At 47.3% G+C, this 26621-nt stretch carries 25 protein-coding genes; 4 read left to right on the top strand and 21 right to left on the bottom strand.

The window, feature by feature from the left end:
• Window positions 1-6: 6 nt before the first annotated feature.
• Window positions 7-489 (bottom strand): YfbM family protein, encoded by a 483-nt coding sequence (locus tag NOM90_RS17230; RefSeq protein WP_255943740.1) that lies wholly within the window; start codon window positions 487-489, stop codon window positions 7-9.
• Between the two features lie 231 nt (window positions 490-720).
• Between NOM90_RS17230 and NOM90_RS17225 the strand changes: the two genes are divergently transcribed.
• A complete protein-coding gene (locus NOM90_RS17225) occupies window positions 721-2022 on the top strand; it encodes an aminotransferase class I/II-fold pyridoxal phosphate-dependent enzyme (protein ID WP_255943739.1) in 1302 nt (433 codons plus the stop codon).
• A gap of 92 nt (window positions 2023-2114) precedes the next feature.
• Here NOM90_RS17225 and NOM90_RS17220 read toward each other — a convergent pair whose 3' ends face one another.
• From NOM90_RS17220 to NOM90_RS17175, 10 genes are all read right to left on the bottom strand, one after another.
• Window positions 2115-3416, bottom strand: a complete 1302-nt coding sequence (locus NOM90_RS17220) for an ABC transporter permease (RefSeq protein WP_255943738.1) — start codon at window positions 3414-3416, stop codon at window positions 2115-2117.
• Complete coding sequence (locus tag NOM90_RS17215; protein ID WP_255943737.1) at window positions 3413-4174, bottom strand: ABC transporter ATP-binding protein; 762 nt, start codon at window positions 4172-4174, stop codon at window positions 3413-3415. The genes NOM90_RS17220 and NOM90_RS17215 overlap by 4 nt, the downstream gene beginning before the upstream one ends.
• A 48-nt stretch (window positions 4175-4222) precedes the next feature.
• Window positions 4223-5665, bottom strand: coding sequence for a DEAD/DEAH box helicase (locus tag NOM90_RS17210; protein WP_255943736.1), 1443 nt, complete (start codon window positions 5663-5665; stop codon window positions 4223-4225).
• Between the two features lie 207 nt (window positions 5666-5872).
• Window positions 5873-6292 (bottom strand): universal stress protein, encoded by a 420-nt coding sequence (locus NOM90_RS17205; protein WP_255943735.1) that lies wholly within the window; start codon window positions 6290-6292, stop codon window positions 5873-5875.
• 24 nt (window positions 6293-6316) lie between these two features.
• Window positions 6317-7552 carry an MFS transporter gene (locus NOM90_RS17200; protein WP_255943734.1) on the bottom strand — a complete coding sequence of 412 codons (1236 nt, stop codon included), beginning with the start codon at window positions 7550-7552 and terminating at the stop codon, window positions 6317-6319.
• Window positions 7549-7983 carry a MerR family transcriptional regulator gene (locus NOM90_RS17195; protein WP_255943733.1) on the bottom strand — a complete coding sequence of 145 codons (435 nt, stop codon included), beginning with the start codon at window positions 7981-7983 and terminating at the stop codon, window positions 7549-7551. Before NOM90_RS17195 ends, NOM90_RS17200 begins: the two co-directional genes overlap by 4 nt.
• A 177-nt stretch (window positions 7984-8160) precedes the next feature.
• Window positions 8161-8451, bottom strand: coding sequence for a hypothetical protein (locus NOM90_RS17190; protein ID WP_255943732.1), 291 nt, complete (start codon window positions 8449-8451; stop codon window positions 8161-8163).
• A 142-nt stretch (window positions 8452-8593) separates the two neighbouring features.
• On the bottom strand, window positions 8594-9370 hold the full coding sequence (locus tag NOM90_RS17185) for an SDR family NAD(P)-dependent oxidoreductase (protein ID WP_255943731.1): 777 nt from the start codon (window positions 9368-9370) through the stop codon (window positions 8594-8596).
• 49 nt (window positions 9371-9419) lie between these two features.
• A complete protein-coding gene (locus tag NOM90_RS17180; RefSeq protein WP_255943730.1) occupies window positions 9420-9878 on the bottom strand; it encodes a chemotaxis protein CheX in 459 nt (152 codons plus the stop codon).
• Window positions 9879-10344: 466 nt separating this feature from the next.
• Window positions 10345-13881 carry an S-layer homology domain-containing protein gene (locus NOM90_RS17175; RefSeq protein WP_255943729.1) on the bottom strand — a complete coding sequence of 1179 codons (3537 nt, stop codon included), beginning with the start codon at window positions 13879-13881 and terminating at the stop codon, window positions 10345-10347.
• Window positions 13882-14127: 246 nt separating this feature from the next.
• Between NOM90_RS17175 and NOM90_RS17170 the strand changes: the two genes are divergently transcribed.
• Together NOM90_RS17170 and NOM90_RS17165 are read left to right on the top strand one after the other, a co-directional pair.
• The gene (locus tag NOM90_RS17170) at window positions 14128-15030 is read left to right on the top strand and encodes a LysR family transcriptional regulator (RefSeq protein WP_255943728.1); all 903 of its coding nucleotides are present in this window, start codon (window positions 14128-14130) and stop codon (window positions 15028-15030) included.
• A 32-nt stretch (window positions 15031-15062) separates the two neighbouring features.
• Window positions 15063-15872 (top strand): histidinol-phosphatase, encoded by an 810-nt coding sequence (locus NOM90_RS17165; RefSeq protein WP_255943726.1) that lies wholly within the window; start codon window positions 15063-15065, stop codon window positions 15870-15872.
• A gap of 139 nt (window positions 15873-16011) precedes the next feature.
• On the opposite strand, the gene NOM90_RS17160 is transcribed toward NOM90_RS17165, so the two are convergent.
• The 7 genes from NOM90_RS17160 to NOM90_RS17130 form a co-directional block, all read right to left on the bottom strand.
• Window positions 16012-16605, bottom strand: coding sequence for a GNAT family N-acetyltransferase (locus tag NOM90_RS17160; RefSeq protein WP_255943725.1), 594 nt, complete (start codon window positions 16603-16605; stop codon window positions 16012-16014).
• 34 nt (window positions 16606-16639) lie between these two features.
• Window positions 16640-17452, bottom strand: a complete 813-nt coding sequence (locus tag NOM90_RS17155; RefSeq protein ID WP_255943723.1) for an AAC(3) family N-acetyltransferase — start codon at window positions 17450-17452, stop codon at window positions 16640-16642.
• A gap of 173 nt (window positions 17453-17625) precedes the next feature.
• The gene (gene sdhB, locus NOM90_RS17150) at window positions 17626-18414 is read right to left on the bottom strand and encodes a succinate dehydrogenase iron-sulfur subunit (protein WP_255943722.1); all 789 of its coding nucleotides are present in this window, start codon (window positions 18412-18414) and stop codon (window positions 17626-17628) included.
• A 75-nt stretch (window positions 18415-18489) separates the two neighbouring features.
• Entirely contained in the window at window positions 18490-20232 is a 1743-nt protein-coding gene (gene sdhA, locus NOM90_RS17145) for a succinate dehydrogenase flavoprotein subunit (RefSeq protein ID WP_255943720.1), read from the bottom strand.
• Window positions 20233-20249: 17 nt separating this feature from the next.
• A complete protein-coding gene (locus NOM90_RS17140; protein WP_255943719.1) occupies window positions 20250-20921 on the bottom strand; it encodes a succinate dehydrogenase cytochrome b558 subunit in 672 nt (223 codons plus the stop codon).
• Between the two features lie 515 nt (window positions 20922-21436).
• A complete protein-coding gene (locus tag NOM90_RS17135) occupies window positions 21437-22108 on the bottom strand; it encodes a potassium channel family protein (protein WP_255943717.1) in 672 nt (223 codons plus the stop codon).
• A 15-nt stretch (window positions 22109-22123) separates the two neighbouring features.
• The gene (locus tag NOM90_RS17130) at window positions 22124-23479 is read right to left on the bottom strand and encodes a TrkH family potassium uptake protein (protein WP_255943715.1); all 1356 of its coding nucleotides are present in this window, start codon (window positions 23477-23479) and stop codon (window positions 22124-22126) included.
• A 189-nt stretch (window positions 23480-23668) separates the two neighbouring features.
• Here NOM90_RS17130 and NOM90_RS17125 point away from each other — a divergent pair, with 189 nt between their 5' ends.
• Window positions 23669-25417 carry a CPBP family glutamic-type intramembrane protease gene (locus tag NOM90_RS17125; RefSeq protein WP_255943714.1) on the top strand — a complete coding sequence of 583 codons (1749 nt, stop codon included), beginning with the start codon at window positions 23669-23671 and terminating at the stop codon, window positions 25415-25417.
• A gap of 59 nt (window positions 25418-25476) precedes the next feature.
• On the opposite strand, the gene mnhG is transcribed toward NOM90_RS17125, so the two are convergent.
• The 3 genes from mnhG to NOM90_RS17110 are packed head-to-tail and all read right to left on the bottom strand — an operon-like array spanning window position 25477 to window position 26619.
• A complete protein-coding gene (gene mnhG / locus NOM90_RS17120) occupies window positions 25477-25875 on the bottom strand; it encodes a monovalent cation/H(+) antiporter subunit G (RefSeq protein ID WP_255943712.1) in 399 nt (132 codons plus the stop codon).
• Window positions 25859-26143 carry a Na(+)/H(+) antiporter subunit F1 gene (locus tag NOM90_RS17115; protein ID WP_255943710.1) on the bottom strand — a complete coding sequence of 95 codons (285 nt, stop codon included), beginning with the start codon at window positions 26141-26143 and terminating at the stop codon, window positions 25859-25861. Before NOM90_RS17115 ends, mnhG begins: the two co-directional genes overlap by 17 nt.
• Complete coding sequence (locus NOM90_RS17110; RefSeq protein WP_255943709.1) at window positions 26140-26619, bottom strand: Na+/H+ antiporter subunit E; 480 nt, start codon at window positions 26617-26619, stop codon at window positions 26140-26142. The genes NOM90_RS17115 and NOM90_RS17110 overlap by 4 nt, the downstream gene beginning before the upstream one ends.
• Between the last annotated feature and the right edge of the window lie 2 nt (window positions 26620-26621).

The following is a 26621-nucleotide window of genomic DNA, read 5'->3' as shown; positions in this document are numbered from 1 at the left end:
TATTGATTAAGAAACGTAAAGTAACATCCCTTCGCCTTTTACCGCCGCTTGTTGATAATAAGTCTTCAAAGGTTCGTAGTACGCTAGCAAATAATCCAACTCACCGTCTTCGTTCCAATCCGAAGAAGGATAAACTCCCGCTTCATTCATTTGATCGGGCTCAAAAGCTTGCTTGAGTTCAGCTTGTCCGATCTGCGTCAATGCGTTCGATACTTCGGCTACTTCTTCTACAGTCAAATAACGTACGATAATATCTTCGGTTTCGTGTTCGTTAATCGGTCTACCGCCCATCAAAGCATTAAATAGAGGAAGTTCGCCTTGAAACGCATCGCCGCAAAGCAAATAATGTAGACCATGCCAAGCTTTGTCCAGATCGAGTTCTTCGCCTTTTTCCTGATCAAAAAGGTATTCATGAATATCCCGTTCACCTTGAATCAACGCATTCAAAAGTTCTGGAGAGACTTGTTGCAAATAGCCGATCATGCCCATATGTTAAGCTCCTCTCGATTCGAATATCTACGCGCATCCAATATTTTTTATCACAACGACATCTTCTATAGTCATTCTACACGTTTTGGTATAGCGGAAGCGATCTTGCGTTCAGACAAAAAAGCGCCATATCCGACGGAATTCGTTAAAAAATACAAGCTTGCCCCGTGACGCCATGTAAGGAGAATGCTATAATTGACGCAATTCTGTTTGGAAGGATGAAGTCGCATAATGAATCCAATGGCTGAACAATGGAACGATAAGATCAAAGCAGGAAATGAGCATGTCTACGATATGCTATCGGGACTTGGACGGGAGATTTATTTTCCGAAAGAAGGCATCTTGAGTCAGTCCGCGGAAGCGACGGCACACGCCAAGACATATAACGCAACGATCGGGATCGCAACCGAAAACGGCGGACCGATGCACTTGAACGTGATCCAAGATAAACTTTCAGCGTATAACCCAAAAGATTTGTACGGCTATGCGCCGCCTGCGGGCAAACCGGAACTTCGCGCGGCTTGGCGCGAAAAAATGATTCGTGAGAATCCTTCACTTGAAAACAAAGCATTTGGCAATCCGATCGCGACCAATGCACTTACGCACGGTCTGAGCATCGTAGCCGATCTGTTCGCAGACGCTGGTGATGCGGTGGTGTATCCAGATAAAAACTGGGAAAACTACGAATTGACTTTCGGTATCCGCCGCGGTGCGACTATCGTCAATTACGAACTGTTCACCGCAGACATGAAGTTTAACGCCGATGCTTTCCGTAATGCGCTATTCGCGCAAAAAGAAGCAGGCAAAGCGATTGTACCGCTGAACTTCCCTAATAACCCAACCGGTTATACGCCAAGCGTCGAAGAAGGCAATCAAATTATTAGCGTTTTGTTGGAAGCCGCCGAAGCCGGAATTAATCTGGTTGTCGTGACCGACGATGCTTATTTTGGACTGTTTTTCGAAGATTCGCTGCATGAGTCGTTGTTTGGCAAACTTGCGGATTTGCATCCGCGTATTTTGCCGATCAAAATCGACGGCGCAACCAAAGAAGAATTTGTATGGGGCTTCCGCGTAGGCTTTATCACTTTCGCTTCGGATAACGCAGATATTTTGAGCGGTCTGGAACAAAAAACGATGGGCATCATTCGTGCCACCATCTCTAGCGGTCCTCATCCGTCTCAGACGTTCGTACTCGAAGCGCTCAAAGCTTCCGAGTTCGAAGCACAAAAACATGAAAAGTTCGTCATCATGAAAGGTCGCGCTAACAAAGTCAAAGACTTGCTGAACAGCGGCAAATACGAAGGCGTATGGACATACTATCCGTTTAACTCCGGGTACTTTATGTGCTTGAAGCTGAACGAAGGCATCCCTGCCGAACAGCTGCGTCAGCATTTGCTGCGCGAATACGGAGTCGGTACGATTGCTCTTGGAGAAACGGATCTGCGTATCGCTTTCTCTTGCATCGCAGAAGAAAACTTGGAAGATCTATTCGATCTGGTGTACAAAGGCGCGAAAGAAGTACAAGGATCGTAAAAGAATTTAGCTTTTTAGGCATAAAGAAAAAAGACAAACCTGCTATTCCGGCGGGTTTGTCTTTTTGTTATCCATGTACATAAATCTCACGATCAATCGTCTTCGCCTTCTAGCTTTCTCCATTTCCGACTCGCGGAATTGCGCAGCAGCCATGACAAGACCAAAGCTCCGGCAAGCGCGCCGATTGCAAGCAGCGGATCGGACGGCAACGTGAGCAGGAACGGCAACCACATAAATACCGAAGAAATCAATAGTACGCGAAGCATCAGATGAAGCCCTGCACGTACGCGTGAATCTTCGGGAATCGGATAAAGTGCCAGCCAGAGCGAATCGGCGTGAGTTCGGCGCAATCCGTTAAGCTGCATGCCGATCATGAAGGTAAACAAGAGAAGCAACGCGATACCCAGCCACGATTCTCTCGCCAGCAGCAGCAATACAAATCCCACTACGGCAAGCCTTGCGACCATCCCTAGCAGATCACCGCGAATAAACGAACGCGTGAGCAAAAAGCGATACGCATCTTCGGGTTTCCACGGAATCGATCGACCGACACCGGATAAATACCGACGGCGATATACACGCGGGTCTTGCGTCGGCACATCGACGAACCAGCCGAGCATCCGCATTGCCCGTCCAGCTTGTGCCCGTTCAACGGCAATCAATCGTTCCCACGGCACACGATGTTTAGCAGGGAATTGAACGGCACCTAAGTATATCGCAACCACGACAACCAAAATGATGCCCGCCCATAACAGCGGCAATCCAAACCATGCGAATAGGACAACCGCCGATCCGATCCAGCGAATCCATACCAATAGATCGGAATAACGAGCCGACACCGTGCGATACTCTTGCCAAGCGCCATAAGCAAAGACTAATTTGAGTACCAATAACAAAACCAAGCTTAACCATAGATTTTGATGCTGATCCGGAAGTACTCGAATATAGATTGGCCATCCTACAAGCAAGACCAACCACGTCACCAATTGCTTGCCGACAACGCCTGCTCGCCAAGCCGGCGCAAAATAAGCGTTCATTTGCGTTTCGAGCGGCAATAAAAACACGGTATCTGCCGCTTGCAGATACGTACGGAAACTACTCCAAGCCGCTAGCGGGAATAACAGCAGCGGAAGCACCCATTGAATCGGCAGATCGGCTGGCGTATTTTGCAAGATCGACGTATACCATGCCGAGAACAAAATCAGCAGCAATAATACCGATACCGCAAGCCCGCTTTGGATAATGTAAGGCATATACGGCAAGATCCGACCCAGAAAGATCGAACGCCGCTTATTCCGCATCGCCACCATGCCTTCGGCAGTCATCGGAGCCACAACTCCCGGCGTCCACGGCAAGCCCGAATTTTGGCGCTCTTGCTGCGCTTCGCGGCTCATTGAATGCCTCCTGCACCTTCGGCTCGAACCAATCGGTCGAACATATCTTCCAGCGAAGCACCTGGCATATTAGCGAAAAGGCGAATATCTTCCAAAGTTCCCTGTACGATAATGCGGCCTTTATGCAAAATCACAAAGCGATTGCAGTAGTTTTCGATCGTAGACAAAATATGCGAGCTGAGCAAGATCGAAGCCCCTTCGCGGTTCACTTCCACCATGAATTCCAGCAAATCGCGAATCCCAAGCGGATCAAGACCAAGAAACGGCTCGTCGATCACATATAGCGGCGGTCTGGCGATAAAAGCACTCATGATCATGACCTTTTGCTTCATCCCTTTGGATAAATGCGAAGAAAGGCTATGCTCTTTGTCTTTCATGTAAAAGAGTTTAAGCAGACGCTCTGCTCGCTCATCGAAGACCGCATGATCGACGCCGTAAGCGCGCGCTGTAAATTCCAGATGCTCGCGTACCGTCAGTTCTTCGTATAATACCGGGGCTTCCGGGACAAAAGCGAGCGACGAACGATAGCTGCTTGCATCATCTTTAAGCAGCGCACCATTGATACGCACTTCGCCTTCGCGAGGAGACATCAGCCCTAGAATATGCTTCATCGTTGTACTTTTGCCTGCACCGTTAAGACCGATCAGACCGACCATCTCGCCCGGAGCCACTTCAAAATCGACATTATGCAAAACGGGCTTGTTCACGCTATAGCCGCCCGTTAAGTTTCCTATCTTCAACATTGCTTGTTCACTCATACTGCTTCACCTCTCCTACCCGTTCCTACTGAACATCTGATGATGAATTTATGAAGGGTCTTGCGAAGACCGCTTATCTTTGAGCCATTTCGGTGCGCCTTTATCTTTGTTCGGCTGTTTTTTGCCTTTTTTCGGACCGCGACCCACAGGTGCCGCAGGTTTAGCCGATTGAGCGCGCTTTGGATCAGCTGAACGCGAAGTCGTTCCACTGTCTCCTTCACTCGGTGCAGCAAAACCTGAAGAAACCGAGCGAGTCGCGCTTTTGGAATCGCTGCGTCCTTTTGCCGAATCGGAACTTGGCTTTTTCGGAGTGCGGCGAGATGCGCCTGCGCGGCGCTCGTCTGCTTCTTCCGGCGACAGTACAGCCCCTTCGTACAAGGCGCGTTCTACGATTTCGGTATCCAATTCACGCGAGAATTTGCGCATGATAAAAGCTTGACGATCTGTAACGATCGAGACGGATAAGCCTTTGCGTCCCATACGACCGGTACGCCCTGCACGGTGTACGTAATGCTCCGAATCCGCCGCTGGATCAAGGTGTACCACAAGTTCAAGCCCCGGAATATCGAGACCACGCGCCGCAACGTCTGTTGCGACTAACAAACGGAATTTCCCCGAACGAAATTGCGACAATACCGTCGCGCGCGTTACTTTGTCCGAATCGCCGTACAACGTGCGCGCTTCAAGCCCCAAATGATTTAATTTCGCTTCGACTTCGGCAATCGTATCGGTCTGATTCACGAATACGATCACTCGCTGCGGATTGTAATGGCGTACCACGCGGCGCAGCGTATCGATCCGATCACGCTGTTGGCATACGAAATACAGATGTTGCGTTAATTTCGCCAACTTTTGCTCCGGTTCGATCCCGACATCGACCGCGTCCCTCATTTCGCGTTCAGCCAGACTTCGTACATCGCGTCCAAGCGTCGCGGACAAGAAGATCAACTGACGATCGCGAAGCGCGCCTTTGAGCAAAGAACGTACATCGTCCGCTCCGCCCATTTGGAAAATTTGATCCGCTTCGTCCAGTACGATGGTGCGGACTTCATGGAGTTTCAATTTGCGAGTAGACAGAAGTTCGCGCAGTCGTCCCGGCGTTCCGACAACCAGATGCGGACGCTGACGCAATTTTTCGACTTGGCGAGATGCCGAAGCGCCGCCGATCAAGCCAATCGTACCGATACCGAGCGGAGCCCCGTATTTTTCGCCTTCGCGTACGATCTGCATCGCCAATTCTTGCGTTGGTGCGATAACGAGCACTTGGCTTTCTTTTTTATCCGCGTCGATCTTTTGAAGTAACGGCAGTAGATAGCATAGTGTCTTTCCTGTACCCGTCTGGGATTGCGCCAAAACGTCGCGTCCTTCCAAAATAGGCGGAATCGCTTCGGCTTGAATCGGGCTTGGTTTTTCGATTCCATATTGAAGCAACTCAGCGGTCAGCGCTCCGCCGATCCCTAGCTGTGAAAATTGTTCGATCTCTTTTGTCATTTCGTTATATCCACCTTTAAATGTAATTGCGTATGAATGCAGCTGATCACTCGTTCTTTTTCCTTTTCCTATTATAAAGGGTCTTAAATACAAATTGAAATACAAACCGTACACCATTTCTAAGCATACCAGACCAAAACGCCAAAAAGCACCCTTTCCTTCAATTGAAGGCCAGGATGCTCCGTTTATCATAGATTTAATTGATGTTTAGCGAATACTCATGACCGGGCAAGTTGCGTGTTGAATGACTTTGTGGCTTACGCTGCCAAGTAACAGTTCAGCAGCAAGGCTTTGCCCTTTTGTCCCTACTATGATCAAATCGACCGATTGCGCCTTAGCAAATTCACAAATCTCACGTGCCGGATCGCCTTTTCGAATCACCGTCTTATAATTCAAACCCGAATGTTCCAGCGACTTTTTGACTGAATCCAACAATGCCACTCCTTCCGCTTCGATCTCGGCTTCTGGATCAAAACCAAGCGCGGGTTCATTCATCGGCATGTTGCGGTCAATATGCAGCGCCGTAAGCATAGCAGGCTCGCGAAGCGCATTGCCAAGCTGAATTCCTTCTTCCAAAGCACGCTGTGAACTTTCCGAACCGTCTACTGCAACTAAAATATGCTTCATGATATACCGCTCCTTTTTTAGCGTTTAGTGACTGATTGCTTCATCGATATGGGATAGATGGCGACGTCTAACGAGCAGCGCGATTACGCCAATCACGACCATCGCAGCACCGAAATAAAATGGCATTTCTGCATTAAACCATTCAGCGAGTTTACCTGCCAAGAAAGGCGATACTGCACCACCCATAAAGCGTACAAAGCTGTAAGCTGCCGAAGCTGTAGAACGCTCGACCGGAGCGGACTCCATGACTGCTGTGGTAATCAACGTATTGTTAATCCCCAAGAAAGCACCGGCTACGATTACGCAGATAATGACTGTAGTTGGGCTTCCCATCACTGTACCGATTGCCATAGCAAGTAAATCGACAGCGAACAAAGTCAACATGACTGCCATCGAACGCACTGTACCGAAACGATTTTGGATACGTGGCGCTACAAATACGGAGGTGATCGCAAGCAACAGACCCCAACCGAAGAATACATAACCGAGTCCATGTTCATCAAGTTCCATTACATAAGGCGAATACGCCATCAACGTGAAGAATCCGAAGTTATACAAGAATGCGACAATCCCGAGCGTCATCAGCGATGGATAACTTAACGCTTTGAACGGATCGGACAATTTGCTTGTTGTTTTCGGTTTTGGAATTTTCGGAAGCAATACGGTAACCGCCACAAAAGCCAAAGCCATCAGTACGCTAACCCCGAAGAAAGGCCCTCTCCATGAGATCGAACCTAATTCACCGCCGAGCAGTGGGCCGACCGCAATCCCAAGTCCAAGTGCCGCTTCATACAAAATGATCGCTTTTGCTGTGCCCGACGTCGATAATCCAACGATTGCGGACAATGCCGTTGCGATAAAGAGCGCGTTACCAAGCCCCCAGCCGCCGCGGAATCCGACGATCTGAGCGATCGTATCGGACGAACCGGCAAGCGCCGCGAATACGACCGTGAGGAAGATACCGCTGAGCAATGTTTTTTTGACGCCGATCCGGCTTGATACAAATCCGGTAATCAACATCGCGACCCCGGTTACAAAGTTATAACTGGTGAACAATAGCGAGACTTGGCTTGGCGAAGCATCCAGTTGCGTCGCAATCGCGGGCAAGATCGGATCGACCAAGCCTATCCCCATAAATGAAATAATACAAGCGAACATGACTGCCCATACGGCTTTCGGTTGCGATAAAAATCCACCTTGTTTAATCGTCTTGCCTTCAGGCGGTAATTGGGTTTGTTTGATCGATACATCGCTTTTCATGACTCTTTTTCCTCCGTTTCCAATCTGGTAATCCCTGTTGTCACGCGTTCACGAAACTGCTCTAATTCTTGCTTCATTGCTAAAATTTTCGAAGCTTTTTCATCCAATGTACGAAGCTGAGCTTCTAACGCTTGATCCATTTCACGTAGCTTCGTTAGCTGCTGCTTCGGATCACGAAGTTGCGGATACAATTCGCGATGCCCCGTTAATTCTTGCGCATACAGCATATAGTCTTGAATCTCTTGCAGCGAAAAGCCCAGCACGTCTCTTGCGGAGATGACTCGCTGCAAATGATGAATATGCTCTTGCGTATATAGCCGTGTTCCGCCATCGCTTCGCTCCGGCGTAGGCATCAGCCCGATTTCTTCGTAATAACGAATCGTTCGCTTCGTAAGCCCCGTTTCTTTGGCAACTTCATCGATTTTGAACATCGCTAGCACGCCTCCTGTTAATATAACAACTTTTACATATGTATATTACATCATATTAACGTTGACGTCAACGTTAGATTTAAAGTTCGATTGAATGATAGATATCGAAAAAAGCCGCATCCACGCGTCTTGACGTGGATACGACTTCATAAAGGTATAAAACCTGTAGATTTAAAGTTATACGGATTGGTTAGGCATCGATTTGTATTGTTGGATAAATGGTGTGGGATCTGTATTCACGGTATACGGAAACACGCCGGTATGCGTATGTAGATACAACATTCCGATCTCCCCTCCGATTCGCCGATACGAAATATCGAACACCTGATGCAAAGCAAATTCGCGGCGATGCGTCGTGATTTTGTCTTTGTACAAATGAATATACCGATCAGATCGTTGACATTGCTGCTTGCCTTCACTGACTTCACGTTGTACTCGATAATAGGCTTGCGAAGCGACCCAGCTCATCGTCTCCCCTCCTGACTATAATGCTGCTTCCCAAACATTAACACAAAAAGGATCTGCGAAAACGTCTTTTCAACTAGAAGACAAAAAAGATAGAAGACAAAAAAGATCGACCTCAACGAGGTCGATCTTTCTGCCTTCTAGCCTACTTCAAATTCAAAAACCGCCCCGCAAGCTTATCCAGCGTACGCGGCATCAGCCCATACAACCGAACCACAAACCCCAGATAACGCGGAAGATCGAGTTCTTCTTTACGCTTCTCCATCACCCGTACAATTTCGCGGGCAACTTTTTCCGGCGGTAAAATAAAGCGATCTACACTTTTTACATAAGTGCCGTCTGGATCAGCCGTTTCGAAGAACGGCGTATCGATCGGTCCCGGATTGACCGAAGACACCGTAATCCCGCTGCCGCGAAGTTCTTGCCGCATCGAATTCATAAAACCTAATACGGCATGCTTGGAAGCGGCATAACCCGCGGATTTTGCCGTAGCAAACTTGCCCGCCATCGAAGCAACGGTCAGAATTTGCCCGCTACCTGCTGCGCGCATATGCGGCAACGCCGCTTTCGTGCAACGAACGACGCCGAAATAATTGACATTCATAATGCCTTCGTAGTCGCTCAGCTCCATGTCTTCTACACGTTCGAACAATCCGTATCCCGCATTATTCACCAGCACATCAATGCGGCCGTATTCGTCGACGATTCGCCGCGCTACCGTTTGTACCGATTGTTCGTCCGTGACATCCAGTACCATTATGCCATGCTTCCCGGGCAAGGCAGCCGAGACTTCGCGCAATTTGTTTTCCGATCTTGCGGTTAAGATCGGAATCGCTCCTTGTTCAGCGGCAAAACGAGCAATAAGCGCTCCGATTCCGCTCGAAGCGCCTGTGATCCATATCACTTTATTGGTTAACGTCAAGGCGAATGCTCCTTTGTTAGATCTTAATCGAATAAGTTCGCCTTTTATTTTACGAGATTAAAACTTGAATATCCAGTTCGCCGATTCCATCCATCAGCAGTGGAATAGTGAGTGCTTTTTCTGGCATCACGCCTGTAAAAGCTTGACCATGCAGTACGTTCGGCGGTGTAATGTCTACCGTAACGCCTTGATTGGACAATAAAATCCCCGCATTGCCGCTAATCATATTGCCAAGTTCCGAAATTGCGCTACGACCCATCTCGTCAAGTTCTGTGATCGTGAAGCCGCCCATCATTGCAGATACGATTCGCATCGCGACTTGTTCATGCAATCCGAAAATAATATTGCCGGACAATTGACCTGTCATGCCGATTTGAATCCAAATATGATCATCGATCGGTTTTACGCTTTTGATCGCTAATGCTCCTGTTGATGGAGAAATCTGAATGACTTGCTGAAGAACCAGCTTTGCCGATTCCAAAAACGGGTTAATTACTTCCGCTTTCATAATATACATTCGCCCCTTACTACTTAGGTTTTTGGAATCACGTCTATGGGATGATTGGGACTTCCAACTCAATAACCTTTAGTCCCACTTTCTTGTTACCCCAATTATACGTCAGTGAAAAAAATAAAGCATCCCATTTTTCCAGAATGAGTGCTAACCCGAAACTTTCGACAATTAAGCCTGTATATCAACCTTTTTTACATGGAATGGACACGTAAAAGACTGAACTCTGTACATTTTTTGCACAATGATTCAGCCTTTACGCATAACGTCTTCTAAAAATTCAGCTTCTTCTTTTATCGCCCGCTGGAGATGGTTTTTTTACAGCTAAATACCAATCATTAGAAAAGTTGAGTCTTAGGGAGGGGTTTTTTATATCCTTTTATTAATCAATTAAAAAATGAAGGCTTGGATACACAAATTTGTTTGCATACCCAAACCGTCAAGCCAAACTCACATATTCAAATTAAATCAGACCCGATTCACGCAATAAACGTTCTACAAGGGTTGCGACTTCAGCTCGTGTGACCCATTTTTGTGGCGCCAGTTGTTTACCGCTTTGACCGTTGAACAATCCAGCTGCAATTGTATCGGCTGCTGCGCTGCGCGCCCAGACAGGAAGATTATTTGCATCAACAAAGGATTTTAGTACGGTCTCGCTATCATTATTTTGCGGCTGTAATCTAGTTAATTGCATCGCTCGCGATAACATTACCATCGCTTCAGCGCGTGTGATCTGCTGCTGCGGACGGAATGTTCCATCTGCAAATCCAGTAATTAATTCATACTCGGTTGCTGTTGATAACGCTTCGCTATACCAAGCAGATGACGCTACATCGGCAAACGAGGAACCCGCAGCATTTGGCTTCAATCCAAGTGCTTTGGTCAAAATCGAAGCAAATTCGGCACGCGTGATCGATCGCGCTGGTTCAAATTGACCGTTGCCTGTGCCTTCAATAACCCATCGAGCCGCCATATTGGCTATCGACGATGCTGCCCAGCTACCATTGATATCTTGTAGCTTTGCTTCAGATTTAACCAACGCATACGTGCTGTTGGTCAAATTAGAGATGACCGCATATTTCTGATTGTTTTGTTCCATCACACGTGTCGGTACCGGTACAAGCTCATTTCCGCTTAGCACGACACCTGTAATCGTTGCATTAGTATTAATGCTTGGCAGTAAAGGAATCATACGTTCCACGTATTGATTAAAGCGATTGATAATTGTGCGGTTGCTATTTACTGTTTTTTCGATCTCGAAGCTGACAGACGGTTGCAGCACCGTTAATCGATTCTTTGCAGCAAGATCGTTGATCTTGGTTGAATCTGTAGCTAATGCTTTGGCAATCGAGATATCAATTTGAGCATTCGCAAAATCTGCTCCCGATCCGCTCGCTCCCGCTAGCTGCGAAGCTGGCAATCTGTACTTTCCAAGCGGCGTATCCAGTACAAGGATAACTTTTTGCTTGATCATTTCCCCGATCAGTTCGCTGTTCCATTGACTGACCAGCTTATCGGTATCTCCGATATTCGTAAAAGGCACCGTGACCGTGGCACCTTTACCAGCGGCTGCAAGTACACTGCGCACAAGTTGTGGGTTCACAAGAATCGTCTGTACTTTACGACCTTCTTGAACGCTTTCAGTTAATGTTCCTGCCTTTTGGATCTGTCCATTCACCAGTACATCTACGCTTACCGGCTGTGCATCTGGAGTAGGCGTTACCACTGGCGTTGTACTAGGTTCATTAGTGACAGGAACCGAAGCGTTCTCTCTTACAGTCACGGAAACGGTATTGGAACGAGGGCTCGCTACATCATTCACATATTGAACAACATAATAATTACCTTGAGAAGAAATTCCATTAAACCGATACTTGCCTTCTCCCAAGTTCGTTGGTTCGATCGCACGTGGCTGCGCAGTTCCGCTGCGGAACAACTTCAATGTCGCGCCCGGATACACATTGTCGACATCAAGAAATTCTTGTCCGCCCTTCGCAGTAGGTGTGCGCAGAATCGGATTCACAAACAACGAATTCACGCTTTCGATTCCATTGACGGATTGGGTCACATAATAAGAACCTTGAAGGGGAGCAATATTTTCGAAACGGTATGTGCCGTCATCAAGCATCGTATACGTCTGCGAAACAACGGTATCGCGATCCGCATCGTACAACTTCAACTGACTGCTGGAAGATACATGGCTCACATTAATCGACTCGACACCTGCAATCGCAATCGGTATGCGCAAAGTCGAATTAACAAATAACGAGTTCTCGCTTTCGTCTCCATTTACGACTTGCGTGACATAATAATACTGTTGATCCGGTAATACATTTTCCATCGTATAGACCGAGCCGGTCACGTTCGGGAATGTCTGAATCTCCGTGCCATTAGCCAAATATAGCTTCAAAGTTGCCCCGGAAGTATAACCGCTCACTTGGATCGATTCGTCCATCCCTGCTACAACGGGTGCAAGAGGTAAGACTTTTGCGATCTGTACAATATTAGAAGGCTGACTAGGCACATTATTGATAGACTGCACCACGTAATAAGGCGTTTCTACATCCAGATCGTTAAACCTATAAATGCCGTTACCGAGTGATTGAGGGGTAGAAGATAAAGGTGTAGCACCACTGTATAAGACAATTGTGGCGCCTGCATACGTACTGCTCACTTCCACATAATCAACACCGGCAATAATTACAGGCGTAGGTAACATCGAATTTACAAAAGGCGTATTCGAACTCTCGCGACCTCCAAGAGATTGAGTTACATAATAGTATTTTTCAAGCGGGACTACATTTTCAAAACGATAGACTCCGTTCCCTTGATCTACCGTAGTGCTAGATACGAGCTGACCGTTACCGGCATTGTATAACTTTAAATTAGCTCCATTGGTTACGTTATTTACATCAATATAGCCGACGCCTGCTGTTGCGGTAGGAACATGCAGGGTTGGATTGGCAAAATTCGAATTAACGCTTGTTTTCCCGTTTACAGTTTGTTTCACATAATAACCGATTGTATTCGGCACTAGATTTTCAATCGTAAATGTAGACGAGGATACATTAACGTACTCATCAATAAATGTACCTTGTGTGTTATAGAGTGTTAGCGTAGCGCCGGGAATGATCGAACTTACCTCTATAGACTCATACCCTGCTGTAATCACAGGTGGATTGGGAAGATCGGGAGCCACATTCACCTGATTAGAGCTTTCTTGTACGCCATTCACCGACTGCGTCACGTAATAACCGGAAGCTACCGGGACATTAGAAAAACGATACGTACCGTTTCCTTGATTAATCGATGAATTAGAGGCTAGTGTACCATCGCTGTTATACAATCGAAGCGAAGCACCGATATCCGTATCGACATTCGTTACATCTACATATTCGGCTCCACCAGTTGCGATAGGCGTATTGAGCCTGGACGTCAGAAATGGCGTATTGTTACTTGTTTGGTCGCTGTGTGTCTGCACAATATAATACAAACTACTATCTGGAATTACATTCTGGAAACGGTAGACCCCGCCGCCTTGATTAGACACGGTGGTGGATACTAGCGAACCGTTGGAGACACGATGAAGTTCTAGCGTGGTATTACCCGACACATTCGTGACGTCGATAAATCGAATGCCGGGAGTCGCTAACGGGGTACGTAAGCTTGTATTGAAAAAAGGGGTATTGGTACTTTGCTCGACGCCTACGGTCTGTGTTACATAGTAGGACTTCGAATACGGCAACAAATCTAATGTTTTTGTAGCTGTCGTTACATTAGCTTCTTGCCATACGACTTCATTCGTATCAGCTTTGTATACTTTTAGAGTCGCACCCGATACATAATTACTGATCGTGATGATTTCGGCACCCGTTATCACTGAAGGTGCTGAAGGCGGTGCGGCAAGTACGGGGCGAACAGCTTGAAGACTAAGAAGCAGAATCAACACCATCATCATGCCTGACCTCAAAAGCTTGCTGGTTGATCGTTCTTTTCTCATTATTTTCCTCCTATATTTCAATGTACCGGAGTAAATCTATGAATAGGTTTGAAGTCATATATAATGCCCAATCTAGTCTTGTCAAGTTTACTACAGAGTAAGAAAAAGTAGAATCTTTATTTATAGTAGTAGGTATAGGGAACGATCTCGGTTTCTTTCTGAATTATTATAGACTTCTACATTGCTTTTCTTTTCATGTTGCACCTATAATTTAAGGAATCAATACGCGGTGGGAGGAAAAATTTCATGAATATGAGTCAGTTAGAAACGCTCGTCACCATTTCCAAAACGATGAGCTTCCGCAAAGCCGGGGAACTGCTCAATCTTACACAACCCGCCGTTTCCGCGCAGATCAAAAGCCTTGAAGACGAATTCAAAGCCGTTCTTGTCGATCGCAGTCAACCTGTGACCTTAACCGATCGCGGATTGGTCTTTTTGGAGCATGCTGAACGTATTCTTGCTGTTGTTGAAGAATTGAAGCAGAAGATTACCGATCTCGAAGAAACGCCGCAGGGGCATATTATGTTAGGGACAACGACCTCGATCGCGATTCAGATTTTGCCGCGTGTGTTGTCTTATTTCCAAAATCAGTTTCCGTTGATTCAGACCAGTATTCAATCGATGCCTTCGTCACAAATCTATAGTTTGGTTGAAAATGGTTCGGTCGATATCGGCATCGGCTACTTGATCGAACGCAATCCAGACTTGGAGACTTCCGTGCTGTACTATGATACATTCGAGCTTGTCGTGTCTCCTCATAACGAACTCGCCAAAAAAACGAATGTGAAATTGGAAGATCTGAAAGAAATTCCGATCATTATGTTGTCACCCGATACCGTAGGTCGCCGGTTTGTAGAACAGGTGTTCAAGCAACACGGAATTACCCCTTCGATCGCAATGGAATTATCCAGCAGCGAAGAAGTGAAACGTATGGTCGAACTCAACCTCGGCGCAGCCGTAATCTCCAAACTTTCAACGTCCAGAGAAGTCCGTCAAGGCTCGCTGATCAGACTTCCCGTCAAAGAATTCGAGACCACGCATCCTGTCGGCGTTATTTATCGCTCCGGCAAGTATATCAACTCCGCTATGCGTCAATTTCTTGCCGATCTCAAAGGGATGCCGGAAACGCAATTTATCGGATCTGAATAACCGAAAACTTACTCAAGCAGGAGGTTCTGCACATGAAGTTTGATCTTCATACGCATCATTACCGTTGTGGTCATGCGGACGGCGATATACGCGATTATATCGAGTCCGCGATCACGAACGGTTTGTCCGTCATCGGCATCTCCGATCATATGCCACACTTGTTCAGCCCTTTGGATCATCCGATGCCCAAGATCGCGATGTCGCGCTTGGAGCTGGATAACTATGTCGAAGAAGTACTGCGACTCAAAAAAGAATACGCAGGCAAAATCGATGTATTGCTGGGAATTGAATCGGATTATTTTATCGATCATGAACGCCCTTATCGTGAAGCGATCGAGCGTTATCCTTTCGATTATGTGATCGGTTCGGTACATATTAGCAGCGGCAAAAGTATTTTTGACCGCAATCGGTGGGATAATTTGTCATCCTCCGTCATGATTGAAGCGAAAAAAGAATATTACCGCTTGATCGAAGCTTCCGCGCGCAGCGGCATGTTCCAGATTCTTGGACATATCGATGCGATGAAAGGTTATTATCCGGCTTTCGCCGATATTCCGGCGGAAGATGCGGTGAATTCCGCGCTGCAAACGATCGGTGAATTGGGTCTTGCGATCGAAGTGAATACATCCGGCGGAACGAAGCTATGCGGCGGCTGGTATCCTTCTGACGCGATCTTGGAGCGTGCGCTGCATTACGGCGTCCAGATCTCGTTCGGCTCCGATGCCCATAAGCCAAGCCGCGTAGGCGAAGACTTTGAAGCGGTAGCTCAAAAGTTAAAAGACATAGGCTTTAAACATTGGATTTATGTCAAAGAGCGCAAGCCAGTGTTAGTCTCTCTTTAAAAATACGCAAAAAAGTGACCCGGACTCTTGTCCGGGTCTAAATGTATTCTATTTCAAAAGGGGGTCATGTCTTATTTATACCCCAACTATATTAGCAAACAATGTCGCTTATATTTCATTTGTGTAACAAAATCAAAAATCACGCTTCAACGGCTTTCAGTTGGTCCGGGGTTAACGTAAATACAACGACACCTAATTCATCGTCCCGACGCTTCACGCCAAAACCGAATTCCGGGCGATGTTGGCGCTCCATGCCGATCTTCGCTAACACGCGCAGCGAAGCTGCGTTTTTCACGAAGCAACGCGCTTGAATCCGCTCTAACTCCAAATGCTCAAAGCCAAACTCGGCAAGTGCTGCTGCCGCTTCGGTCGCATATCCTTTTCCCCAATGAACCTGCGCCAACGCAAATCCAAGCTCTGCTTTTCCGCCTCTAGCATCCCAACGTTGGAATGAACATAATCCGATAATCTGGTCGTTTTTTTGCAAAAAGACACCTAAATGCAGCGCACTCAGACTGCGGTATGCTTCTTCGATCTGCCGGTAGACTCGGTCGGGATTCCCCATACCGAAGGTACGACCTGCCGAAGCCAGATAACGGGTCACTTCTTCGTCTTCAGCGCTTTGGCTCCAATTGCGTACATCTTCATGCGTTAAGATTCGAAGCTCTAACCGCTCGGTTACAATCGGAAGCCAATTCGGTAAATTGCCCGAAATTCTTTCTTTGTCCGCCATCTTTTTGTTCTCCCCTCATTATCGCTTCGCGAACTTACCGGTATAGTTCCAACCAACGTACCGCATAATCGACCAAAACACGTTGCGGAATCAAGCGACAATCGGCACGTCCGATTTTTCCGCGTTTGATCTGCCCGTTTTGCTCACTTTCGAAATCGGCTCCCATTCGCTCGAAATCAGCAGAGTCAAAATTGATATCGTCGAACTTGACCCATTCCGCTCCTTGCTCACCCATTACTTTGGCGGACGGACGCAGGTTTTTTTTGCCTCGATAATCGGAGCGATATTCGCTTAGATGAAAAGAGGTATTCGTTCCGTATCCGGTACCAAGCATCAACACCCAAGCATCACGATCATAAAGCTTTGCTAGTGGGGATTGTTCGCCCAGACCGTAACTTAATGAATGATTTTCGATGATCGACTGCGCTTCCGGGCCTCTAGCGGCAAAAGACAAATGAGGATGGCGGCTACGGAGCGTTTCGCGCTGCTTGCGGAACGTCTCAGGGATAGCGCCCATTCCTGTCGTTGAAGTCATATCAGGGTCGTACAGCGGCATCTCCGCCCGCACCAGATCCCACCAACTCGGATCGAGCGGCGGATTCATCCAGATCGCCGGATCGGTCAACTCCGAAGATTGCGTCGGCATGACCAAAGTACCTTGATCGCCGAGTGCATCTTCGAGTCCCAGCACCACAGCTTCCGCTCCGCCTGCAATCCACCCTCCGATCGCTTTAAGTGAAGAATGAACCAGTAGCGTAGTACCCGGTTGAACGCCAAGAGACAAAGCTTCTTGCATGATCGAACTTCTCGTATATGGTTTTTCTGTAATCGGGGGTTTCGTAGTCATTGCTTATAAACTCCTTCGTTAGGCATATCTTATGCGTAAAATGAATATCAATCTTTTTTCCAGTTTAGCACGAAATACACCAAATACCTTGTATAGATTAGATTTCACAGTTATAAAATAAACAAAAGAGCCTGCAAAAGCAGGCTCTTTTTCAAATGCTTTAACTCTAATGATTATTGAGCGAACCAACGTTTGAACATACGTTTCGTTGTTTGTTTGTTCAGTTCTGCGATCGAAGTTGTCAGCGGAATGCCTTTCGGACACGCACGTACGCAGTTTTGCGAGTTACCGCAACCTTCGATTCCGTCCGAACCTTCCATCAGCATATCCAGACGATCGTCTGCGTTCATTTCACCTGTAGGGTGAGCGTTGAACAAACGAACTTGCGACAAGGCTGCCGGACCGATAAAGTCGGTTTTGTCGTTAACGTTCGGGCAAGCTTGCAGACATACGCCGCAAGTCATGCACTTGGACAACTCGTACGCCCATTGACGTTTTTTCTCTGGCATACGTGGACCTGCACCCAGATCGTACGTGCCATCGATTGGAATCCATGCTTTGACTTTTTTCAACGCGTTAAACATCCGGCTTCGGTCAATAACCAAGTCGCGAACGACCGGGAATGTCGACATCGGTGCAATACGTACCGGCTGTTCCAACTGATCAACCAGCGCCGAGCAGGCTTGGCGCGGTTTGCCGTTGATTACCATCGAACAAGCACCGCATACTTCTTCCAGACAGTTGGATTCCCAACATACCGGTGCAGTAGAACCGCCTTCGGCATTGACTGGATTACGTTGAATCTCCATCAAGGCGCTGATGACGTTCATCCCTGGACGATAAGGAAGATCGAATTCTTCCGTATAAGGTTTCGTTTCCGGCGTATCTTGACGAGTAATCACGAATTTAACTCTTCGCGACGTATTTTGACCTGCATTTGGTGCAGCTGTAGTTTCCGCCATGATCTGTTCTCCCCCATTCGTTTTACGGAAAGGTCTTACTTGTACCTAAGACCTTTCCGTTCAATTTCAAAAACGTTAGTCTTTCGAATAGTCGCGAACGCGAGGTGGGATCAACGAGACGTCGACCGGATCATAAGAAATGCTCGGGCCGTCAGGTGTCCATGTCGCTTTCGTTGTTTTCAAGAATTCTTCATCGTTACGTGTCGGGAAGTCCGGCTTATAGTGAGCGCCTCGGCTTTCGTTACGAAGCAGAGCGCCTTTTGTCATCGCTTCGGACAATTCCAGCATGTTCCACAATTGACGCGTAAACGCGACGCTGGAGTTGTTCCATTTTGCAGTATCGATCATATTGATCTTTTGGTAACGTTGCTTGAGTTCTTTGATCTTGCCGATCGTTTGCTCCAGCTTGTCGTTGTAACGAACAACCGTCATATTGTCGGTCATCCATTCGCCGAGTTCGCGGTGCAAGACGTAAGCATTTTCGGTTCCGTCCATGTTCATCAACTCGTTATAGCGGGCGCTGTGCCTAGCTGTTTCGCGCTCGAATACCGTACTGGACATATCGGCTGCCGATTTTTTGAGACCACGGATATATTCAACCGCTTTAGGCCCCGCTACCATACCGCCGTAAATCGCGGAAACGAGCGAGTTTGCACCCAGACGGTTCGCACCGTGGTACTGATACTCGCATTCGCCGGCTGCGAACAGACCTGGAATATTCGTCATTTGATTATAATCGACCCACATTCCGCCCATCGAATAATGGACAGCCGGGAAGATTTTCATCGGGATCTTACGCGGATCGTCGCCCATGAACTTCTCGTAGATCTCGATAATCCCGCCAAGTTTGACGTCGAGTTCTTTCGGGTCTTTGTGCGAGAGATCCAAGTAGACCATGTTCTCGCCGTTGATGCCGAGTTTTTGATCCACGCAGACGTTGAAGATTTCGCGCGTTGCAATATCGCGCGGAACCAAGTTTCCGTAAGACGGATACTTTTCTTCAAGGAAGTACCACGGCTTGCCGTCTTTGTAAGTCCAAATCCGTCCGCCTTCGCCGCGTGCCGATTCCGACATCAAACGAAGTTTGTCGTCGCCCGGAATCGCGGTCGGGTGAATTTGGATAAATTCGCCGTTCGCGTAATGCACGCCTTGTTGGTATACGGCACTTGCCGCTGTACCGGTATTGATAACAGAGTTCGTTGTTTTACCGAAGATGATACCCGGACCGCCTGTTGCCAAGATCACTGCATCGGCAACAAAAGTCTGGATCTCCATCGTCCGCAAGTTTTGCGAACTCACGCCGCGGCATACGCCTTCGTCATCCAATACCGCGCCGAGAAATTCCCAGTTCTCGTATTTCGTTACGAGACCCGCAGCTTCATAGCGACGTACTTGCTCATCCAGTGCGTACAGCAACTGTTGACCTGTCGTCGCGCCGGCAAAAGCCGTACGGTGGAATTTCGTTCCGCCGAAACGACGGAAATCGAGCAAACCTTCCGGTGTACGGTTGAACATAACGCCCATCCGGTCCATCAAGTGGATGATGCCAGGAGCAGCATCACACATTGCTTTTACCGGAGGTTGGTTCGCAAGGAAGTCACCGCCGTAAACGGTATCATCAAAGTGAAGCCACGGCGAATCGCCTTCGCCTTTTGTATTAACGGCTCCGTTAATTCCGCCTTGTGCACACACAGAGTGCGAACGCTTAACGGGAACGAGAGAAAAGAGTTGTACAGGAACGCCAGCTTCAGCTGCTTTGACGGTCGCCATAAGGCCCGCGAGTCCGCCGCCGACGATAATCAGTCCGGATTTTGCCATGTCTGCTTGAGTCCCCCTTAACCAATCATTGTATGAAGTGTCGTAGTGATCACGCTAGCCGTATCCGCGAATTCTGCACTGCGGAAAGCGAACAGCGACATCAAGAACATTGCAGTTACGACTACGAATAAGCCCAGGCAGATATACGAAGAAATACGTTGTGCACGCGGTCCAACCGTAATGCCCCAGCTTACGAAGAATGCCCACACGCCGTTAGCGAAGTGGAACGTCGTTGCAATAACACCAACGAGGAAGAAAACGAAGAACCCGGGTTGAGTGACGATATTGTGCATCCAACCGCCTAGCTCGTCGTGAGTAGTGTTGCCAAGTGTAATCTGGAAGCGCGTCGTGTAGACGTGCCAAATGATGAAGATAAAAGCAATAACGCCAGTGATCCGTTGCATCACGAAACGCCAGTTGCGCTCCGTTTTGAAATGCCCCAGATTAGGTTGTGCCTGGTAAGCGATATAAAGGCCATACACGCCATGGAAGAGCAGCGGAAGCCAAATCGCGAACAGTTCAAGGAAGAAAACAAGTGGTAGATCATTAAGCAGTCGCACCGCGTCGCGGAACCCTTCTGGACCACCTTCATAAGCTGCGAAGTTTGTAATCGCGTGCTCAATAAGGAATAAACTGATCGGAATAAGCCCTAACAACGAGTGCACCTTTCTGGCGTAGTAACCTTTCATCTGCCGAACCGTCCCCTTTCATGATTCGACATTCCGCTGCTCTTCGGAATCAATCCTTCATGCCGCAAAATGTCCGTTTTAGAACGTTTTCATAAATCCCACAAAGGAATTTCCCGCTTTGTCGGCCCGCTTGCCGAAGCTTGCGAAAAGCCGAGGGTGATCACCCTTTACAATTTTGTGAACAAAGCAGCTTCCCTTTTATGTTACTCCAAAATTTCATAGAATGGAACCGATATGGCGACTTTTTGAAAACAAAAAATTCCTACATAGTATATGTAAGCGTAGAGAAAGGTTAACGAAGCAACAACCGATTGAAGGCGCTTGCTGTCTACGAATACAGTAATAGAGCGCACTAAGACCCTTTTTCTTCCTGTTGCCAAAAGGAAACGCTTCCAAACTAACTTGTTCACCAAATCGCCATTTTTTCGAAAAGCAATGAAGATTCCTTGCAGTAGAACCGAATTTCTGCCGCAAAAAAGACGCTCCGCATCGCCGGAACGTCTTCTAAGTTGCCTTTATTCTTCGATGTTGACGACTTCGCGTTCGAACTGTTCAATCCGATCATTCTTGCCGGCAATCACCATAATATCGCCTTCGCGCATTTGATCATTGGCTTTCGGTGCAATCGTAACGCCCGCTTCCGTACGCAGAGCCACGATCGTACAATCAAAGCGCGAGCGTGAATCCAAATCGGCAACCGTACGCGTATTCAAGCAACTCGGCACTCTCATTTCAACAATCGAATAATCGTCTGTTAATTTGATGTAATCCATCAAGTTCGGCGTCACAAGCTGATGGGCAACCCGAATACCGATATCTCGCTCCGGGAAAATGACTTGATCTACACCGATCTTCTCCAATGCGCGTCCATGCAAAATTGTGATCGCTTTAGCAACGACTTTTTTCACACCTAATTCTTTCAACAAGATCGACGCCAAAATACTGGTCTGCATATTTTCGCCGATCGCGACGATGCCGCAATCGAAATTTCGAATTCCAAGCGAACGCAGCATTTCTTCATCTGTCGCATCCGCGACAACGGAATGCGTGAAACGATCGCCTAACTCTTCAACAACTTCTTCGTTTCGATCGACGCCCATCACTTCGTATCCGAGTTCGACAAGCTCCATCCCCAGGCTCATTCCGAACCGTCCTAGTCCGATTACGACAAATTGCTGTGTACTCAAGCCACATGCACCACCTTAACCAATAATAATTTTACCTTCAGGATATCGAAACTTTTCGAACTTTTCTTTTGGTTTGAGTGCGTAAACCAAGGTCAACAGACCGACTCTTCCGGCAAACATCGTCAAAGCGATCAAGACCTTGCCGGCGGTAGATAATTCCGGCGTTAGTCCAAGTGACAGCCCCACCGTACCAAATGCGGATGTGGTCTCGAACAAAATCACCATAAAATCTTTTTTCTCGGTAATCGACATTAACATGGCGATTACGATCACAAAAGCCAATGAGAGCAAAATGATCGTCAACGCTCGAAGGATTTGTTCGCGCGCCAATCTTTTTCGGAAAAACACGACATCGTTACGTCCGCGTAACATCGCAATCATTGCACCGATCGTTACGGCGAATGTGGTCGTTTTGATCCCGCCTCCAGCCGAACCCGGCGAAGCACCGATAAACATCAAGATCAACACTAGAAATTGCGTTGCCTGATGCAGGTCGACCAAGTTAACCGAACTGATCCCGGCTGTACGCGGCGCTACGGATTGAAGCAGCGCTCCCCACATTTTGCCACCGACGCTAAGCTTTCCGATGGTGCCCGCGTTGCTCCACTCGAAAATCAAAAAGATAATAAAACCAACTACAATCAATAAACCTGTCGTTGACAGTACCAATTTCGAATGAAGGGACATTTTATTTTGTTTGCGCCAATCCGCGAAGTCTACCAAATCCGACAATACGATAAAACCGATCCCACCGAGCACAATCAACGCAACCGAAGTCAAATTCATAATCGGATCTTGAACATACGCCGCTAGACTTAAAAAATCTCCAAACAGATCGAACCCTGCATTGTTGAAAAAAGATACCGCATGAAATAACCCGTAATACAAAGCGCGATCAAACGGCATATCCATCGATAGTCGCAGAGCAAACACCAAAGCGCCGACGGCTTCAATCGCAAGCGAATAATACAAAACACGCCGAATCAAGCGCACAATTCCTTGTACCGATCCTTGATTCATCGCTTCTTGGAGCAGTAGACGTTCACGTAACGAAATACGCCGTTGAAAGACTAACGCAAACAAAGTTGCCATGGTCATAAAGCCTAAGCCGCCGACTTGAATCAAAATCAAAATAACCGTCTGACCGAAACCGTTAAAAAAAGTACCGGTGTCTACGATGACAAGCCCGGTAACACATACCGCAGATACCGCTGTAAAAAAGGCATCGATCATCGGCAACGCTTCTCCGGTCTGATTCGCTGCCGGGAGCATTAACAACAACGTACCGATCAGTACCATGACTCCATATCCGATCGCCAAAATCTGCGGCGGCGCAAATCTAAGTTTGAATTTGGGAACCGCTATTGCCATCTCTTCTGCGTCTCCCCTTTCTGCTTCTTATTCACCCTATTGTTTCTCATGATTCTTCCTATTATATCCGCACCTTATCGACCACGACAATAACGATTTGATTCATCAATCGGTCGCTATTCTGGTATCTGACTTGCGGAATATGGTATTTTAGAAGAAGAAATTCCATATTCGGCAAGGAGGACAATCATGAATGACCCGCAACAACCTATTTTACACGTCAATTATAAGAAACTTGGAATAGCCGCCGCAATCGGGCTTGTCATTTATTTCTTATTCAACTTCACCACATTGTTCCAAAGCGATATGACTCAGCAAGAAGCATATTCACTCATTACCAAAGAACAAGCACAGACGACCGCTGCGGAATTTGCGACATCGAAGCTCGGGATCGAGGAACCGCTCGGTGACGCTTCAATTAGTTATCGCAGCGACTCTGACTTATACGGCTATTTATCGCGTGAAAGTCTAGTCTCCAAATATGATACCGAATATGGGGAGGATTTCCCTTACGAAGTGTTCCGTGTCATTTATCATTATGATCAAAACGGAGAGAAACGCACGTTATCGGTTGATGTCGGCGGCAAAACAGGCAAAGTCTTCGCGTTCAACAACTTGCCGACTTCTTACGCCGATCAGCTAAGTGATCTAACATCTGTTCCGCCTTCACTCGAAGACCAGTCTTTACTGCAAGAAGACAAAGAAAAAATCGCACAGCCGCTTTTAAGCGATTTTGGCTTGGATCAAGCTGAGTTGCAACGAACATCGACGCAGCTTGATGACGGATTACGTTATACTTCTTCTACTGACAAGATTGGTGACAGTACGCTGGAAGTCAACGTTTCGTTCGAAGGCAATCAAGTATCTTCGATCCGCTCAAGCTTTAGCGTTCCAGACAGCTACACCAGCTATATTGCCAATCAAACGAAATGGGCAGAACGTATGACTTACGGCGGTTATCTGCTATTGACGCTCGTGCTGGGCATATTGGCAGTTATTTATGCGATTTCGCTCAGAAAGTACACATCGTTCAAACGCGGGATCTTCTTGTCTATTTTCTACTTCGTCGTTTCTATTTTCTCGGTCTGGAATCTTCGTCCTTACTTTTTAGGGAGCAGCTATTCCGAATTGACTTTCTTTATTACGTTTATTATCCAAATCGTCATGAGCTTGTTTATGGCGGCGGCTTTGTACTTCTCCTTTGTTGCCGGCGACGGGCTTTGGCGCAGTCAAGGCAAAAATATGTGGGCAAGACGCGGCGAACCCCATTACGGACGCCATGTATGGGAATCTCTGAAAACCGGCTACTTATGGGCGATCATTTTACTTGCCGTGCAAGCCGTTATCTTCTTCATATTGGAAGGTTCTCTCGACGTATTCTCGACGACCGACGATTCGCAGTCTACGTACAACATGATGTACGCGTGGTTATTCCCGGTCATGGCTTGGATGGCGGGTATTTCGGAAGAAGCGACCTACCGTCTTTTCGGAATTCCGATGCTCAAAAAAGTATTACACAGCACAATAGCCGCGAGTGTTATCACCTCACTGATCTGGGCGTTTGGTCATACGCTGTATCCGATCTATCCCGTGATCACAAGACCGATTGAGTTGTTATTCCTGGGTCTGCTATTCAGCTTTATCTTCTTGCGTTATGGCTACATTACCGCAATGTTCGCACACGTTGTGTTCGACAGTATCTTGATGGGTCTGAGCCTTATCTTTATGGGGACGCCTACGTATATCGCGGTTGGTATCGTCTCCATTGCGCTTCCTGCTATCGTGGCTCTGGTGATTTATCTAGTCACTCGAAAAGACAAGCCAAAGCCGCAAAACGATCCGCCGAATCTACGTAAAAACGAAGACGCTTCTTACACAAATACAGATACGAATTCTGCTACTTTACCGGATCATACCGAAAGACCTCGCTCGATCTAAAGATAAAAAAGGATGAAGCTGCTCAAGTATCAAGCGGCTTCATCCTTTTTTGCGTTAGGTTAAGGTCGTTTAGGAGGTTCCGGCTCATGCACCGTATCAGGTGCAGACTTTCCTCCGTCTTCCAGCACTTTTTTAAAATCGTCTCGTACACTGCCTTTCCACAACTTGACACCTGAACGGTAAGCCGCTCGTCCGTTCAAGTGCCCCGCTACAGGCGAAGTCAAAAATACGAATACAATCGCAAGCAATAACTTCGCATTGACGATTCCGTCGACGACCCAGAAATAGATGAAAGCGCCGATTAATACAAACAATACGCCCAGCGCAGCGCTTTTCGTTGCGGCGTGCGAGCGCAGATACACGTCAGGCAACCGAATCAGCCCAAAAGCACTGATTGCGCAAAATATCGCCCCGGCAAGCGCTAAGACGACGGCTATCCATTCAACGATCGTCGCCATCTTCGATCACACTCCCTCTTTCGATATAACGTGCCATGACGGTCGTTCCGAGAAACGTCAGAATACCGATAACCAAAATAATCTCCATCAAAGCTTGCGTATCCAGCAACATACAGAACACAGCAATCATCGCCAGTAGATTAATCCCGATCGTATCCAGTGCTGCGATACGATCCGATCGGCTAGGACCCGCAATCAACCGATACGCGCACCCGAGTACCGCAATCGCCAAAATGACGAGCGCAATACTTAAAAATACGGTTGTCATGAGCGGGTCACCTCCATAATCGCTTTTTCGAATGTGCTGCGGATTTTGCTCGACATTTCTTCTACATTATCAATATCCAAGGCGTGAATATACAAGGTTTGATTGTCGTCAGAAACTTCAAGCGTTAACGTACCGGGCGTGAGGCAAATCATGCACGACAATACAGTCACTTCCCAATCGGACGACAATTGAGTACGGTACTCGAAGATCCCCGGACGTATATTTAACTTAGGACGCAAAATATGACCGATGACTTCGAAACTCGATACCAACAATTCGCGAATCAACAACCCGGCAAGTTTCAGTACAGAAAACACTTTAGCCAGATAAAAAGGTTCAGGGCGGAATTTGCGTACGACATACAAAACGCCGATCCCTAATACGTAGCCTACAATAAAGCCGGACATCGTCCAATTTCCGTTAAGCAGCATCCAAATCAAGGCGATCATCAAGTTCAGCAAAATTTGAAAAGGCATAT

Source organism: Saccharibacillus sp. JS10 (assembly GCF_024436065.1).
In the GTDB taxonomy this organism is placed as follows: Bacteria; Bacillota; Bacilli; order Paenibacillales; family Paenibacillaceae; genus Saccharibacillus.
The sequence above is the reverse complement of the archived record's forward strand: the minus strand, read 5'-3'. Positions and strand labels throughout refer to the sequence as shown.

What these genes read in the sequence shown, in the direction of transcription:
- NOM90_RS17115 (WP_255943710.1), bottom strand. Translation starts at nt 26,143, where the DNA reads ATGACAACCGTATTTTTAAGTATTGCGCTCGTCATTTTGGCGATTGCG.
- NOM90_RS17225 (WP_255943739.1), top strand. Translation starts at nt 721, where the DNA reads ATGAATCCAATGGCTGAACAATGGAACGATAAGATCAAAGCAGGAAAT.
- sdhA (WP_255943720.1), bottom strand. Translation starts at nt 20,232, where the DNA reads ATGGCAAAATCCGGACTGATTATCGTCGGCGGCGGACTCGCGGGCCTT.
- NOM90_RS17165 (WP_255943726.1), top strand. Translation starts at nt 15,063, where the DNA reads ATGAAGTTTGATCTTCATACGCATCATTACCGTTGTGGTCATGCGGAC.
- NOM90_RS17200 (WP_255943734.1), bottom strand. Translation starts at nt 7,552, where the DNA reads ATGAAAAGCGATGTATCGATCAAACAAACCCAATTACCGCCTGAAGGC.
- NOM90_RS17125 (WP_255943714.1), top strand. Translation starts at nt 23,669, where the DNA reads ATGAATGACCCGCAACAACCTATTTTACACGTCAATTATAAGAAACTT.
- NOM90_RS17230 (WP_255943740.1), bottom strand. Translation starts at nt 489, where the DNA reads ATGGGCATGATCGGCTATTTGCAACAAGTCTCTCCAGAACTTTTGAAT.
- NOM90_RS17170 (WP_255943728.1), top strand. Translation starts at nt 14,128, where the DNA reads ATGAATATGAGTCAGTTAGAAACGCTCGTCACCATTTCCAAAACGATG.
- NOM90_RS17190 (WP_255943732.1), bottom strand. Translation starts at nt 8,451, where the DNA reads ATGAGCTGGGTCGCTTCGCAAGCCTATTATCGAGTACAACGTGAAGTC.
- sdhB (WP_255943722.1), bottom strand. Translation starts at nt 18,414, where the DNA reads ATGGCGGAAACTACAGCTGCACCAAATGCAGGTCAAAATACGTCGCGA.
- NOM90_RS17175 (WP_255943729.1), bottom strand. Translation starts at nt 13,881, where the DNA reads ATGAGAAAAGAACGATCAACCAGCAAGCTTTTGAGGTCAGGCATGATG.
- NOM90_RS17220 (WP_255943738.1), bottom strand. Translation starts at nt 3,416, where the DNA reads ATGAGCCGCGAAGCGCAGCAAGAGCGCCAAAATTCGGGCTTGCCGTGG.
- NOM90_RS17140 (WP_255943719.1), bottom strand. Translation starts at nt 20,921, where the DNA reads ATGAAAGGTTACTACGCCAGAAAGGTGCACTCGTTGTTAGGGCTTATT.
- NOM90_RS17180 (WP_255943730.1), bottom strand. Translation starts at nt 9,878, where the DNA reads ATGAAAGCGGAAGTAATTAACCCGTTTTTGGAATCGGCAAAGCTGGTT.
- NOM90_RS17155 (WP_255943723.1), bottom strand. Translation starts at nt 17,452, where the DNA reads ATGACTACGAAACCCCCGATTACAGAAAAACCATATACGAGAAGTTCG.
- NOM90_RS17130 (WP_255943715.1), bottom strand. Translation starts at nt 23,479, where the DNA reads ATGGCAATAGCGGTTCCCAAATTCAAACTTAGATTTGCGCCGCCGCAG.
- NOM90_RS17215 (WP_255943737.1), bottom strand. Translation starts at nt 4,174, where the DNA reads ATGAGTGAACAAGCAATGTTGAAGATAGGAAACTTAACGGGCGGCTAT.
- NOM90_RS17160 (WP_255943725.1), bottom strand. Translation starts at nt 16,605, where the DNA reads ATGGCGGACAAAGAAAGAATTTCGGGCAATTTACCGAATTGGCTTCCG.
- NOM90_RS17210 (WP_255943736.1), bottom strand. Translation starts at nt 5,665, where the DNA reads ATGACAAAAGAGATCGAACAATTTTCACAGCTAGGGATCGGCGGAGCG.
- mnhG (WP_255943712.1), bottom strand. Translation starts at nt 25,875, where the DNA reads ATGGCGACGATCGTTGAATGGATAGCCGTCGTCTTAGCGCTTGCCGGG.
- NOM90_RS17195 (WP_255943733.1), bottom strand. Translation starts at nt 7,983, where the DNA reads ATGTTCAAAATCGATGAAGTTGCCAAAGAAACGGGGCTTACGAAGCGA.
- NOM90_RS17205 (WP_255943735.1), bottom strand. Translation starts at nt 6,292, where the DNA reads ATGAAGCATATTTTAGTTGCAGTAGACGGTTCGGAAAGTTCACAGCGT.
- NOM90_RS17110 (WP_255943709.1), bottom strand. Translation starts at nt 26,619, where the DNA reads ATGCCTTTTCAAATTTTGCTGAACTTGATGATCGCCTTGATTTGGATG.